This window comes from Pararhizobium arenae, from assembly GCF_001931685.1.
Taxonomy (GTDB): domain Bacteria; phylum Pseudomonadota; class Alphaproteobacteria; order Rhizobiales; family Rhizobiaceae; genus Pararhizobium; species Pararhizobium arenae.
The window spans coordinates 529,930-542,997 of sequence record NZ_MOOY01000002.1 but is presented as its reverse complement, the minus strand read 5'-3'; the positions used below and the strand labels follow the sequence as shown (position 1 = coordinate 542,997).

The 13,068-nt window shown below is 61.5% G+C and carries 12 protein-coding genes; 7 read left to right on the top strand and 5 right to left on the bottom strand.

The genetic code is table 11. From position 1 onward, the window contains the following. The first annotated feature begins 87 nt into the window (after positions 1-87). The 4 genes from BLX89_RS05950 to BLX89_RS05935 are packed head-to-tail and all read left to right on the top strand — an operon-like array spanning position 88 to position 6,908. Entirely contained in the window at positions 88-1,101 is a 1,014-nt protein-coding gene (locus tag BLX89_RS05950; protein ID WP_075289715.1) for an AAA family ATPase, read from the top strand. 3 nt (positions 1,102-1,104) lie between these two features. Next, on the top strand, positions 1,105-2,025 hold the full coding sequence (locus tag BLX89_RS05945) for a DUF58 domain-containing protein (RefSeq protein WP_075289714.1): 921 nt from the start codon (positions 1,105-1,107) through the stop codon (positions 2,023-2,025). Next, on the top strand, positions 2,022-4,829 hold the full coding sequence (locus tag BLX89_RS05940) for a DUF4159 domain-containing protein (protein ID WP_075289713.1): 2,808 nt from the start codon (positions 2,022-2,024) through the stop codon (positions 4,827-4,829). Before BLX89_RS05945 ends, BLX89_RS05940 begins: the two co-directional genes overlap by 4 nt. Positions 4,830-4,838: 9 nt before the next feature. Next, complete coding sequence (locus BLX89_RS05935; protein WP_075289712.1) at positions 4,839-6,908, top strand: hypothetical protein; 2,070 nt, start codon at positions 4,839-4,841, stop codon at positions 6,906-6,908. 182 nt (positions 6,909-7,090) lie between these two features. On the opposite strand, the gene BLX89_RS05930 is transcribed toward BLX89_RS05935, so the two are convergent. The 3 genes from BLX89_RS05930 to BLX89_RS05920 all read right to left on the bottom strand — a co-directional run bounded on the left by BLX89_RS05930 (position 7,091) and on the right by BLX89_RS05920 (position 8,861). After that, positions 7,091-7,630, bottom strand: a complete 540-nt coding sequence (locus BLX89_RS05930; RefSeq protein WP_075289711.1) for a hypothetical protein — start codon at positions 7,628-7,630, stop codon at positions 7,091-7,093. 74 nt (positions 7,631-7,704) lie between these two features. Continuing rightward, positions 7,705-8,442, bottom strand: coding sequence for a CPBP family intramembrane glutamic endopeptidase (locus tag BLX89_RS05925; protein WP_198935121.1), 738 nt, complete (start codon positions 8,440-8,442; stop codon positions 7,705-7,707). Between the two features lie 20 nt (positions 8,443-8,462). After that, positions 8,463-8,861 carry a DNA breaking-rejoining protein gene (locus BLX89_RS05920; RefSeq protein WP_143523504.1) on the bottom strand — a complete coding sequence of 133 codons (399 nt, stop codon included), beginning with the start codon at positions 8,859-8,861 and terminating at the stop codon, positions 8,463-8,465. A gap of 191 nt (positions 8,862-9,052) precedes the next feature. Between BLX89_RS05920 and BLX89_RS05915 the strand changes: the two genes are divergently transcribed. Continuing rightward, positions 9,053-9,742 carry a permease gene (locus BLX89_RS05915; protein WP_075289709.1) on the top strand — a complete coding sequence of 230 codons (690 nt, stop codon included), beginning with the start codon at positions 9,053-9,055 and terminating at the stop codon, positions 9,740-9,742. A gap of 75 nt (positions 9,743-9,817) precedes the next feature. On the opposite strand, the gene BLX89_RS05910 is transcribed toward BLX89_RS05915, so the two are convergent. Next, positions 9,818-10,318 (bottom strand): GNAT family N-acetyltransferase, encoded by a 501-nt coding sequence (locus tag BLX89_RS05910; protein ID WP_075289858.1) that lies wholly within the window; start codon positions 10,316-10,318, stop codon positions 9,818-9,820. A gap of 278 nt (positions 10,319-10,596) precedes the next feature. Between BLX89_RS05910 and BLX89_RS05905 the strand changes: the two genes are divergently transcribed. Continuing rightward, entirely contained in the window at positions 10,597-11,580 is a 984-nt protein-coding gene (locus tag BLX89_RS05905; protein ID WP_075289708.1) for a glutathione S-transferase family protein, read from the top strand. On the opposite strand, the gene BLX89_RS05900 is transcribed toward BLX89_RS05905, so the two are convergent. Continuing rightward, complete coding sequence (locus BLX89_RS05900; RefSeq protein WP_075289707.1) at positions 11,581-12,069, bottom strand: NUDIX domain-containing protein; 489 nt, start codon at positions 12,067-12,069, stop codon at positions 11,581-11,583. A gap of 90 nt (positions 12,070-12,159) precedes the next feature. Between BLX89_RS05900 and BLX89_RS05895 the strand changes: the two genes are divergently transcribed. Then, on the top strand, positions 12,160-13,065 hold the full coding sequence (locus BLX89_RS05895; RefSeq protein WP_075289706.1) for a metallophosphoesterase family protein: 906 nt from the start codon (positions 12,160-12,162) through the stop codon (positions 13,063-13,065). Positions 13,066-13,068: the final 3 nt, after the last annotated feature.

The window sequence follows — 13,068 nt, the reverse complement described above, 5'->3', positions numbered from 1 at the left end:
GTCAGCCGCTGACCGGAGCATAAATTGAAATTCGAAGACGGAAAGATCGGATTTTGCGATTCGACCCGGCGGCCAGGGAGACGATCAATGGGTGTAATGAAGACCTCGGACAAGCTGGTCGACGAAAAGATGATCGTCGCCGAAGCCGAAAAGGCGCTCGCGGAAATCGCCAATATCCGCAAGGAAGTCGGCAAGGTCATCTTCGGCCAGGAAAGCGTCATCGAACAGACGCTGCTGGCCGTTCTTTCCGGTGGTCACGCCCTGCTCGTCGGTGTTCCCGGCCTTGCCAAGACCAAGCTGGTGACGACGCTCGCGACGGTTCTGGGGCTGAATTCCAGCCGCATCCAGTTCACGCCCGACCTGATGCCATCGGATATTCTCGGCTCGGAAGTGATGGATCAGGACGAGAACGGACGCCGCTCCTTCCGCTTCGTCGCCGGCCCGATCTTCACCCAACTGCTCATGGCCGACGAAATCAACCGCGCCAGCCCACGTACCCAATCCGCACTTCTGCAGGCCATGCAGGAATATCACGTCACCGTCGCCGGCCAGCGCAACGACCTGCCGCAGCCTTTTCACGTTCTCGCAACGCAGAACCCGCTGGAGCAGGAAGGCACGTACCCGCTGCCCGAAGCTCAGCTCGACCGGTTCCTGATGCAGGTGGATGTCGGCTATCCGGAGCTTGCCGCCGAACGGCAAATCCTGCTTGAAACCACCGGTCTCGATGAAGCAGAGGCCCGCGCCGTGATCGATGCCGCAAAGCTTCAGGATATCCAGCACCTCATTCGCCAGATGCCGGTCAGCGAAAAGGTGGTCGACGCGATCCTGTCGCTGGTGCGCTCCGCCCGCCCGGGCAACGGCAATGCGGCTACCGACAAGAACGTGGCCTGGGGCCCAGGCCCGCGCGCCGGTCAGTCGCTGATGCTGTGCGCCCGCGCCCGTGCCCTCTATGACGGCAGGCTTGCGCCTTCGATCGACGACATCGTGGCGCTCGCCGAGCCGGTGCTGCAGCACCGTATGGCACTCACATTCGCTGCCCGCGCCGAGGGCATGTCGGTTCGCGATGTGATTTCCAGCCTCGTCAAGCAAATCAAGGGCTGATGGATGGTCTCGATCGGGCAGATCGTCGAGCGTACCCCTTCGGGCGACGTGCTGTCGCGGGCGCAGATGCGCGCGCGTCTGATCCCCGATTGCATGGTCGAGGCAAAGCGCATCGCCAACACCGTTATCTCTGGCTGGCACGGCCGCCGCAAGCGGGGCATCGGCGAGAATTTCTGGCAGTTCCGACCCTATAGCGACGGCGAAAGCCTGGCTCGTATCGACTGGCGCCGCTCGGCCCGGGACGACCACACCTATGTACGCGACCGAGAATGGGAAGCGGCCCACACCATTTGGCTGTGGGCCGATCTCTCGCCCTCGATGATGTACAAATCCCGCTTCGGCAGCGTTTCCAAGGAGAGCCGCGCGCTGGTGCTGATGCTGGCGCTGGCGGAAATCCTCGCCCGCTCCGGTGAGCGCATCGGCTGCCCGGGCGTGATGGAGCCGCTTTCGGCACGCAACGCCGCAGAACGTCTGGCGACAGCCCTGATGCACACGCCGCTCTCTGGCGGTTTGCCGGAAACGGGCATGATCCGCGGTTGGAGCGATCTGGTGCTGATCGGGGACTTTCTCGACCCCGCCGACGAGATCATGACACGCCTCGGTCCGCTCGCCCGCCGTGGTTTTCGCGGCCATGTGGTCGAGGTTGCAGACCCGGCAGAAGAAACCTTCCCCTATGCCGGTCGCACCGAGTTCACCGATCCCGAGACCGGCGACAAGCTGACGGCCGGTCGCGCGGAAATCCTCGCTGAAGACTACCGCCGCGCCTATTTCGCTCGCCGCGACGCGCTCGGAACGGATCTTCGTCATTTGGGTTGGACATTTACGCAACACCGCACGGACCACCTCGCCTCCGAGGCGCTGGTTGCCGTGCATATGTATCTTTCCGGCATGCCGGCGCGGGCGACGCACGGGGGGCAACTATGAGCTTCCTGTCGCTCGTCTTCGCCAACCCCATGATGCTGGCTGCACTGGTGGCTCTGCCCGCCATCTGGTGGCTTTTGCGCCTCACGCCGCCGCGCCCGGTCACGGAAGCGTTTCCGCCGCTGCGCATTCTCGCAACCGTTCTGAAGCGCGAAGAAACGCCATCGAAAAGCCCATGGTGGCTGACGCTCCTGCGCATGCTGATGGCGGCTGCTGTCATTCTCGCCATTTCCGATCCGGTGCTGAACCCGCGCGCCAATACGCTCTCCGCAAATGGCCCGCTCGTTCTTTTCGTCGACAACAGCTGGGCGACCGCCCCGGATTGGGAGCGGCGGGTCAACACGATCGATGCCCTGCTCGCCGACGCCGAAAGCCGCGATGTCCCGGTCTCGATCGTCTTCACCGCCGATCGCGAGCACAATGCCGTCCCCACATCGCCGGATGACGCGCGAAATCGCCTTGCCGCCGCTGCCCCGCAGCCGCTGTCACCGGACAGGAAGGCTGCGTTCACGGCGCTCGCAACGGCTTTGCAGGAAACACCACCCGGCACGATCGCCTTCATCTCGGATGGTGTGGCGTCGGGTGAAAATGACGTAATGGCCGACCTTGCCTCGCTTTCGCCGGGCGAATTGCGCCTGATCGGCGGCAATCCGGAAGCCGTTGCCATAACGGCCTCGACAAACGAGGCGGATGCGATGTCCATCTCCGTGAGCCGGTTGGATACGGCCGGAGCCCGCGTCCTTCCGCTGACGGCCTACGACATTCGCGGCCGCGCGATCGCCAGCGGCACCGTGTCCTTCAACGCGGGCGAAGGAACAGCTAGGGGGGCGATTACCGCGCCGTTCGAACTGCGCAACGATTTCTCCCGCATCGGCATAGACGGTCAGGCCACAGCCGGGGCAACCTATCTGCTGGACGACGGCTTTCGCCGCCGGCGCGTAGCCCTGCTGAGCGGTGAGGCACGCGACCAGTCCCAGCCCCTGCTTTCGCCGCTCTATTACATCAACCGGGCGCTGGCGCCCTTTGCCGATCTTGTCCAGCCGAACGAAGCCGACCTTGCTGTGGCCATTCCCGAGCTTCTCTCGCAGAAGCCGTCCATGCTGATCATGGCCGATATCGGCCGTCTGCCGGACGAAACCTATGGCCCGCTTGGGCAGTGGATCGAAAATGGCGGTACGCTGATCCGCTTTGCCGGCCCGCGTCTGGCGGCAGCGCCTGCTGAAGATCCGCTGGTGCCGGTGACGCTGCGTCAGGGCGAGCGCGCGCTGGGCGGCGCCCTTTCCTGGGCCGAGCCACAGCCGCTTGCCGATTACCCTGCCCAGAGCCCGTTTGCCGGCATGCCGAAGCCGGAAGGCATTCTCGTTAAGCGACAGGTTCTGGCCGAACCGACGGCCGATCTTTCCTCCCGCACCTGGGCAAGCCTGGCCGACGGCACGCCGCTGGTCACCACGAAGACGCAGGGCTCCGGTCGTATCATCCTGTTCCATGTCAGCGCCGAGGCGACGTGGTCCAACCTGCCGATCTCGGGCGCATTCGTCGAGATGCTGCGCCGCAGCGTGCAGATGTCGCGCAGCGGCGGTGTTGCCAGCGAGGGTGCGCCGAACGGTCAGACGCTTGCGCCCTATCGCCTGCTCAACGCCGATGGCGTGCTCGTTGGCGAAACCGCCCGCGCCCGCCCGCTGGAGCCGCGAGCCGGAGCAACGCCGGTTGCCGATGCCGAACATCCTCCAGGGCTTTACGGCTCCGAAGAAGGGTTCACCGCCCTCAATCTGCTTGCCGCCAACGCTGAACTGATGCCGGTCAACACCGAAGGCCTTTCCCTCGCCTATACGAGCGAGCCGCTGCTCGGCGCGGAGACGGTTTCACTGAAGCCCGCCCTTTTCGCCATCGCACTCACACTGGCGCTTGTTGATACGCTGGTCGTGCTGTTCATGGCTGGAACGTTCTCGCGCGTGCGCCTCTCGCGTGCCGCTGCGGCAGCGGCGATCTTGGCCGCTTTCAGTGTAGCTACATTGGTACCTGACGTTTCCCATGCCGATGACAGCAAGCCCGGCGATGAAAACATCCTGTCGCGACTGGACAAGACCCACCTTGCCTATGTCGTGACCGGCGAAGCGGATGTAGATCGTATCTCCGAGCGCGGTCTCGCCGGGCTTACGGATTTCCTGACCTACCGAACAACGCTGGAACCGGGCCCGCCGGTCGGGCTGGACATTTCCCGCGACGAGCTTTCCCTTTATTCCATCATCTACTGGCCGATCTCCGCCAACGCGGCGATGCCGAGTCCGCAGGCGATCAGCCGCGTCGATGCCTATATGCGTGCCGGCGGTACCGTGCTGTTCGACACCCGCGACCAGTTCAACTCCCTGAGCGGCAGCGCCGCGACAAGCCAGAATGCCGAACGCCTGCAGGCGATCCTGGCCGATCTCGACATCCCGCCGCTGGAGCCGGTGCCGACGGACAATGTGCTGACGAAGTCTTTTTACCTGCTCTCGAGCTTTCCCGGTCGCTACACCGGAAGCCCGCTCTGGATCGAGGCCCATCCGGACAACGGTGCCGAGGACGCGGGCCGCCCGGCCCGCACCGGCGACGGCGTGTCACCGATCATGATCACCGGCAACGATCTTGCCGGCGCCTGGGCCATCGACGGCAACGGCGCGCCTCTGCTTCCAACCGTGCCCCCGGACGAGATGCAGCGCGAATATGCCTTCCGGGCCGGCGTCAACATCATGATGTATATGCTGACCGGCAACTACAAGGCGGATCAGGTGCACATTCCCGCTCTTCTCGAACGGCTTGGACAGTAGGAGAAACGCATGACGCTTTCCTTCTCTCCGCTTCTGCCCTGGGTCGTGATCGGCATCCTTGCAGCCATCGCTGCCCTGCTGTCGTCCGTCGGCCTCTGGCGCGGTGTGCGGGGCGCCGTGCTGCGCAGCTGCGCGCTTGCCGCCCTCGTGCTTGCGCTTGCCAATCCCGTCTTCTTCCAGGAGGAGCGCGAGCCGCTTTCCACCGTCGTCGCTGTCGTCGTGGACCGTAGCCAAAGCCAAGACTATTCCGGCCGGCGCGAGGCAACGGATGCCGCGCTGGCCGAACTCAAGGAACGGCTGGCAAAATTCCCGCAAATCGAGCCGCGGATCGTCGAAGCCGCCGATGATGCCGAAACGGAAGCCCCCGCGACGAAACTCTTCGGCGCGCTTTCGACGGCCCTTGCGGATGTTCCGCCCGCCCGTGTCGGCGGCGCCATCTTCATCACCGATGGGCAGATCCACGACATTCCGGATGTCAACCAGCCGCTCGGCTTCGACGCGCCGGTTCATGGCCTGATCACCGGCAAGGCTGACGAGTATGACCGCCGTATCGAAGTTCGCAGCGGCCCGCGCTTCGGCATCGTGGGTGAAGAGCAGACCGTCACGTTCCGTGTTGTCGATGATGGCGCCGCCCCCGGCGGCACGGCGCAGGTGTCCGTCAGCCTCAACGGCAATCCGATCGCGACCGAACAGGCGGAGGCGGGTACCGATGTCCCCTTCTCCTTCAAGGTGCCGCGCGGCGGCAACAACATCCTTGAGTTCGCCGTCGCGCCCGTTGAAGGGGAAGTCACGGACGCCAACAATCGCGCCGTCCATGTCCTTGATGGCATTCGCGAAAACCTGCGTGTGCTGCTTGTTTCCGGAGAGCCGCATGCGGGCGAGCGCGCATGGCGAAACCTGCTGAAATCAGATGCTGCCGTCGATCTCGTGCATTTCACGATTTTGCGCCCGCCGGAAAAGCAGGACGGTACGCCGATCAATGAACTGTCGCTGATCGCGTTCCCGACCCGCGAATTGTTCGTCGACAAGATCAACGAATTCGATCTGATCATTTTCGACCGCTACCAGCATCGCGGCGTGCTGCCGATCCTCTATTACGACAACATCGCCCAGTATGTCGAAAACGGTGGTGCGCTGTTGATTGCCGCCGGGCCCGAACATGCGGGCGATGATTCGATCGCCACAACGCCGCTATCAGCCGTGCTGCCTGCCGCCCCCACCGGCTTCATGAGCGAGAAAGCCTTCTATCCCCGACTTTCCGAGGAAGGCCGCAAGCATCCCGTCACGCGCGGGCTTGAGGGCGCCGAAGTCGAGCCGCCTCGCTGGGGCCGCTGGTTCCGCACGGTCGATGTCGATCGCCCGCTTGGCCAAACCGTCATGGAAGCCGCCGACGGCAAGCCGCTTCTGGTGCTGAACCGCGTCGGCGAGGGTCGTGTCGCCATGCTGTTGTCCGATCAGGGCTGGCTCTGGTCGCGCGGCTTCGAAGGCGGCGGGCCGAGCGTGTCGCTTTATCGTCGCACCGCCCATTGGCTGATGCGGGAGCCGGCGCTGGAGGAGGAAGCTTTGACGGCGCGCGCCAACGGTCGTTCGCTCGAAATTTCCCGCCAGACGATCCAGGGCGACCCCGGTGCCGCAAATCTCATCTATCCCTCCGGCCGCACCGAACAGGTGCCGCTGACAGAAAACGGGCCAGGCCTTTACAAGGCCGCCGTCCGGACCTCCGAAACCGGATTGTTCGAGATCAGCAATGGCGATCTCTCGACCCTCGTTCATGTTGGCGCGGTTGATGCGCCGGAGTTCAAGGCGACGATCTCGACCGAGGAAACGCTGAGGCCATGGTCGGAAAAGACCAGGGGGCTCGTCCGCCGCGTTGCAGACGCCTCGGGAGCGCTCGACATGCCGCCGATCCTCCCGGTGCGCGGCACCGTCCGCGTGGCGGACGATGATCGGCTATCGCTGCGCATGACCGACGAAACGGTACTGAAGGGCATCAATTCCCTGCCGCTTTTCGCAGGCTTCCTGGGACTGGGTTTGCTTCTGCTGGCGCTTTCGGCAACCTGGCACCGCGAAGGGCGCTAGAGTTTCCTTAAAAGACAAACGAAATCAAAGAAACCTAGAGGCTTTCAGGTTCAATCTGGACCTGAAAGCCTCTCGGTAACACATTGTCGCCTCGCCCTTCAATTGAGATCGAGAGTTCTTGCGCGTTGGAGCCCGTCACGTTCGGATTGAAGCAACCGATTCCCGCTTTTCACTGAAAAATTCTAATCTCTAATAACGCGTCTGAACGCGCCCGAGGAGTCGAATCGGCACTCGAACGTGGTCACTCTCGATCCCTCAGGCGGAAACTGGCCGTAAACGGTAAAGCCGCCACCAGTGCGTTCGACCGGCAGCGTGAGAATCTCCTGGGGCCTGCGGCCGAAGGTGGCGGACGCCTCGCCCTGGCAGAATTTCCCCATGCTTCCGACCGAAACCCTCTGTCTCGATTTCGTCTCGACGTCGCGTTGCGGTGGCGGCGAGTACGTGTTGCCGCGGAACTGGAAGTCCGGTCGTTCTCCCCGAGAATTAGGGCATTCATAGCTCATCGAATACCAGGTTACCGGCCCCGGTATGCTATCGCCGAGAAGTCCGCCTGCGTGGCTTTCGCTAAAGAGAACGTGGTAATCGCCACCGCAGACACGCTGGGCTTCCTGAATGCAGGCACCGCTGTTGCCCTTGCATTTCGTCTGATGAACGTCATTTGCAAAAGCGGGTAAGGCCGACAAAAAAACCATTCCCATGAGAGATGTCGCGATGAGACGCATGCTAACTCCTTTAATTCTAACGTTGCTGCGAGAAGGCTTTGAGGTTGATGTATTTCGCCGATGGTGATCGGCAGTCATTCCCCCGCGTTTATAGGCATATGGGCAAATTCAAACACCAGGATGAACCCCGTCCAGTCATTGATGATATGGGCGCCCGCCGAGACCCAAAGATTTCTCGTGACGATATAGGAGAGCGTCAGGATCACGCGTGCGAAGCCGATCCCGATCAATGACTGCGCCCAGTGCCAGCCATAGGTCGGCAGATGCGCCGCGCCGAACAGCAGACCGGAGATGACAAGCGCTATAAGGATTCCCGCTCTGCGCGACAGTCTCGGCTGGCGAACACAGAGCCACAGAACGGCGAGGAACGGCAATATTCCGAAAAGCTCTTCCCCTACCAACTGGATGCCGGTCACCACAAGCGTCGCGCCGATCTCAAAGGCGGACATTGCGGCGATCTCGTCCGCCAAGGGGTTGGGGTCAAGCTCGAAAAACCTTTGCAGGACCCAGCCCATGGCCATGGACCCGACCAGCGTTGCTCCTCCGAACAACGCCATCAGCGCCACGGATCGGACGTCAACGGGACGGAACAGACATTTCCAGTGCGGGCCTGCCACCCTGTGAACAGCCAGGATAGGAATACCGACGAAAAGAAGTGCCAAAACGACCGTGTAAGGAAAGGTCCGCAGGGGAATAAGGATGAGCGCCAGGAAGGCGATGACCAGGGATAGCATGATAACGAGCCAGCCTCGTCCAGCGATCTCGACGGGTTTGCCATTATAGAATGGGAGATCGCTATCCGATGAGATCATTTCAGGCTCTCGGCATCTGACTACTCGACGTAAAGCGTGAGATCGTAATTTGCAGACTCATTCCGCCGGGCTGCGTTTCGCATCAGGTAGACGTCTATGAGGTACTTGCCGCTGGAAGGGATCGTGATGGTTGTGCCGTTGCCATCGATCGAGCTGTTGTACATCGCGGCATCTGCGCCCGGCGCGGTCACGTTAAAGTAGAGACTGCTGTTGCGGGAATCGAGCTGGACGCTCATCTTTTGGCCCGCCGTGACAGACACAGCGTACTGGACGGACTGATAGCCCTTCACGAATGCCTTTATGGTAGAACTCGAGGTTCCCGGGGCGAACCTGATGCTCTCTTGCCGCAGCTCGTCGGCGACAGCGGGCATGGCGGCCAATAGGGCAAAACTGAGTATCAAGCTTCTTATCGTCGTCATCGACCTGTCTCCGCGTGTGCGATATCGGGAACAACCGTACTTTCCGAACATAGAAACCAGAAGTGGAAAAGCAAGACCGCGAAGTCTTCCATGTTTACAACTGAAGGCTTGCATTGCCGCAGTGACGTCGGGCACTGGCGCTGGTATGACTGCGGATCAGGACGCGGGCATCGGGCAGGAAGGAATATTACTTGGACTTCATGAAACTGCTGAAGTCGCTCGAAGAGCTGCTCTACGAGTTGGTGTCCTGGCTGGTGTTCTATCCTGTCACGATGTGGCGCTCTCTGGTGACGCCGCTCAGCATGATGCGCTACGCCGACATCGAACTTGCCGACAGGCCGGAGGACCAGTATCAGGATACTCTCAGCCCGCCGCTTTTCCTGCTGATCACCCTGCTGCTTTCGCAAGGATTGTCCGCTTCCCTCCCCTCGGTTTACGATCCTATGGAGGCCGCCCGGGAACTCGGGTCCGGCTCGAACCTTTTGATCGCGCGAGGGGTCATCTTCGGAATCTACCCCCTGTGCATGGCCGTGACGCTTCTGCGATCGAAGACGGTCGCTATCACGCGCAATTCGCTGCGCCCGCCGTTCTTCAGCCAGTGCTACGTCGCGGCTCCTTTCGCCTTCTTGCTGGTGTTGAGCCTCGATTTCTTCAGCATGCCTCAGGGGCAGGGTCTCGTTGCAGGTACCGTCGCATTGGCCGTCGCCACAATCTGGTACGCGCAGGCGCAGGTCCGCTGGTTCATGCATGATCTGGGCATTGGTGCTGCAAGAGCGCTTTCCATCTTTGTCGGAGCACTTCTGTTTGCCACCCTCGCAGCATTCCTCGTCGCGCTATTGATCACTCTCGATGTCAAAAGCATCGCACCCGCCACGGGCTGACCAGCAGACGGGGACAGGTCGCAGCAGCGGATGTGCCCACAGGCCGCCGCGGTGTGACGTATTCAGTTCAGTCCGTCAGCCCCGCCAGCCGATAACACCCTTCAGCCGCGCATGCACGTCGTCTCCCATGGGGACGACGAGCACCCGCGCAGGATCGACCGGGCCGGGAAAATCGAGCGCGCCATAGGCTACCTTCTCGAAACCGAGCGGCATGTAATAGGGCGGATCGCCAACGAGGATCACGCCTTCGGACCCCTTCCGCCGCGCCGCTTCGACCGCAATCCGCACCAGCTCACGGCCGATGCCCTTGTTCTTGTGGGAAGGCCGAACGGCGAGCGGTCCCAGCAGATGCCCCTTGACCGAACCCGCCATCACGGGGGTCATCCGCACGGACGCAATTGTTTCGCCGTCATCCGTGCAGACGAAGGAGAGGGAGAGGTCATGCGGCCCCTGCTCGCGGATACGCGTCGCCGCCCGGGCGAACCGGCCAGGACCGAATGCTTCTTCATTGATGATTTCGATGGCAGCGTCGTGCGACGCATCTTCCGTCAGATAGACGAGGTCGTGCTTTTGCATGAACATGAGGAAACCGTATAAGCGAGACGTATGTAAGGGTGATGGCGCGCCTCTCGGGCGTCAGAGCATCAGCGTCGTCGCGGGTTTCCTGGGAAGTACATCGAAGAGAATTCCGACCTGTTCAAAAAAGACTGCTTGGCCCGATAGCAGAAAAATTCATCCCGTCAAAGCCTAAAACGCACTGTTCAGCATTCGACGCCTATCGAATGGGATTTTGTCCGCTATCTATTGTTCTCAAGACACGGGGGACCAGGTTTCCCCTGCAAGGAGACAAGATCATGGGCATGCTGGTTGACGGCGTCTGGCAGGACGTCTGGTACGATACGAAATCCACCAAGGGCCATTTCAAGCGGGCGCAATCGCAATTTCGCAACTGGATAACGGCGGATGGTTCCGCCGGGCCGAGCGGCGACGGCGGTTTCAAGGCTGAAGCGGATCGTTACCATCTCTATGTCTCGCTTGCCTGCCCCTGGGCGCACCGCACGCTGATCTTCCGCAAGCTGAAAAAGCTCGACGACCTGATTACCGTTTCGATCGTCGATCCGCTGATGCTGTCCAAGGGCTGGGAGTTCAAGAACGAGATTGGCGGCACCGTCGATCACCTGTTCGGTTCCCAGGCGCTGTGGCAGGTCTATGTGAAGGCCGATCCCACCTATTCCGGCCGCGTCACCGTCCCGGTTCTCTGGGACAAGAAGACCAACCGCATGGTTTCCAACGAAAGCTCGGAAATCATCCGCATGTTCAACTCGGCCTTCGATGGATTGAAGGGCTCCACCCTCGACCTCTACCCGCAAGACCTGCGCGATGAGATCGACAGCCTCAACAGCCGAATTTACGATGCCGTGAACAACGGCGTCTACAAGGCGGGCTTTGCCACCACGCAGGAAGCCTATGAAGAAAACGTCACGGTGCTTTTCGAGGTCCTGGACGAGCTGGAGACTAGGCTTTCCGCTCAGCGTTACCTCACAGGCAACCGGACGACCGAAGCCGACTGGCGGCTGTTCACGACCCTGGTTCGGTTCGATCCTGTCTATGTCGGCCATTTCAAATGCAACATCCGGCGGATTGCCGACTATCCGAACCTGCAGAACTACCTGCGCGATCTCTATCAGGTTGAGGGCGTTGCCGAGACGGTCAACTTCCGTCACATCAAGGAGCACTACTACCGCAGCCATACGACGATCAATCCGACGGGCGTCGTGCCGGTCGGACCGCTGCTCGATCTCGACGGCCCGCACGGACGCGAGAAGATCGGCGGCTGATCACCAGATTTCGGAAAAAGCTGTCTTGCCCGACAGCTCGTCCAGCCGGCGAAGCGTCGCGGATGTCGTACCCGTCGGCAGATCGTCGAGCGGAAAAAATCCCGCCTCGGCAATCTCCCGATCACGCGTCCTCGGCGCCGTCTGGATAACGTTCCGGCAGCGGTAGAACAGCACATGATCGCGCCGGCTGGTGCGTGGGTTGTGGAACACATGCATGAGTTCGGGTGGATCGCCGAGCAGGAGATTTCCCTCCTCGCGCAGTTCCTTGATCAGCGCTTCACCGGCGGTCTCGTCCCGCTCGATGCCGCCGCCCGGCATCAGCCAGCCCGGAACGTAGGTGTGGCGCACAAGAAAAATGCGCCCCTGTGCATCGAAGCAGGCGGCACGAACGCCCATCGTCATGCCGCGCGTATAGGCGAAGTATCGATGAACGACCCCAGTGACGAGCCGTGCTTTCCAGTTGCGCATTTCCGGCGGGGTATCACCCATTCAGCCCGATCTCCCTGATGTGAACAGACAAATATCGAATAAATCCGGCCAATGATTCCCCTTTGCCGGAATATGCGCTAACTACCAAATATGTTCAAACTCGCGCATATTTCAGACATTCATCTCGGCCCCCTGCCCGATCTTTCCTTTCGCGAACTCGCTTCCAAGCGGATCACCGGCTTCGTCAACTGGCATCGCAATCGCCGCAATCATCTGGTCGGCGACACGCTGAACCTCCTGATGGACGAGATCGAACGCATCGATCCGGACCATCTCGCGATCACGGGCGATCTCGTCAATCTGGCGTCCTCACGAGAAATTGAGATCATGACCGAATGGCTTCGCGAAGCGGGCGAGCCGGAAAACATCTCCGTCATTCCCGGCAACCACGACGCCTATGTGCCCGGCGCCTACGAAAAGACCACCAAGGCCTGGTATCCGTATATGCGGGCCGACAAGGGACCACGAGACTGGGATGATGATTTTCACTGTTATCCCTACATGCGCGTGCGCGGCAATGTCGCTATCATCGGCTGCTCAACTGCCGTTGCCACGCCGCCTTTCGCGGCCTCCGGCTACTTCGGCCAGCGGCAGGCCCGCGAGACCGTCAACCTCTTGAAAAACGCCGAAGAAGCGGGTCTTTTCCGGGTCGTGATGATCCACCACCCGCCGATCCTCGGCGCGACGCCCATGCACAAACGCATGCTTGGCATTCGCCGCTTTGCCGCCACGATCGCGTCGGGCGGCGCCGAACTGGTGTTGCATGGCCACACCCACCTGAACACCGTCTACTGGCTGAAGGGGACGGCTGGCAGGCAGGTTCCGGTCGTCGGCATCGCCTCGGCTTCTCAGGGACAGGGCGGTAGCAAACCACCCGCATCCTTCAACCTTTTCTTCATTGGCGGTGGCCCGGGCAGTTGGAACCTGACGCGCGAGCGTTTCGAACTGACCAAGGATGGGCGAACGGTTACGCTCGCCGAGACCACCCGTTTCTGAATT

Coding starts and splice junctions, on each gene's coding strand:
- BLX89_RS05945 (WP_075289714.1), top strand. CDS start 1,105: ATGGTCTCGATCGGGCAGATCGTCGAGCGTACCCCTTCGGGCGACGTG.
- BLX89_RS05930 (WP_075289711.1), bottom strand. CDS start 7,630: ATGCGTCTCATCGCGACATCTCTCATGGGAATGGTTTTTTTGTCGGCC.
- BLX89_RS05905 (WP_075289708.1), top strand. CDS start 10,597: ATGGGCATGCTGGTTGACGGCGTCTGGCAGGACGTCTGGTACGATACG.
- BLX89_RS05920 (WP_143523504.1), bottom strand. CDS start 8,861: ATGACGACGATAAGAAGCTTGATACTCAGTTTTGCCCTATTGGCCGCC.
- BLX89_RS05895 (WP_075289706.1), top strand. CDS start 12,160: ATGTTCAAACTCGCGCATATTTCAGACATTCATCTCGGCCCCCTGCCC.
- BLX89_RS05935 (WP_075289712.1), top strand. CDS start 4,839: ATGACGCTTTCCTTCTCTCCGCTTCTGCCCTGGGTCGTGATCGGCATC.
- BLX89_RS05950 (WP_075289715.1), top strand. CDS start 88: ATGGGTGTAATGAAGACCTCGGACAAGCTGGTCGACGAAAAGATGATC.
- BLX89_RS05925 (WP_198935121.1), bottom strand. CDS start 8,442: ATGATCTCATCGGATAGCGATCTCCCATTCTATAATGGCAAACCCGTC.
- BLX89_RS05900 (WP_075289707.1), bottom strand. CDS start 12,069: ATGGGTGATACCCCGCCGGAAATGCGCAACTGGAAAGCACGGCTCGTC.
- BLX89_RS05910 (WP_075289858.1), bottom strand. CDS start 10,318: ATGCAAAAGCACGACCTCGTCTATCTGACGGAAGATGCGTCGCACGAC.
- BLX89_RS05940 (WP_075289713.1), top strand. CDS start 2,022: ATGAGCTTCCTGTCGCTCGTCTTCGCCAACCCCATGATGCTGGCTGCA.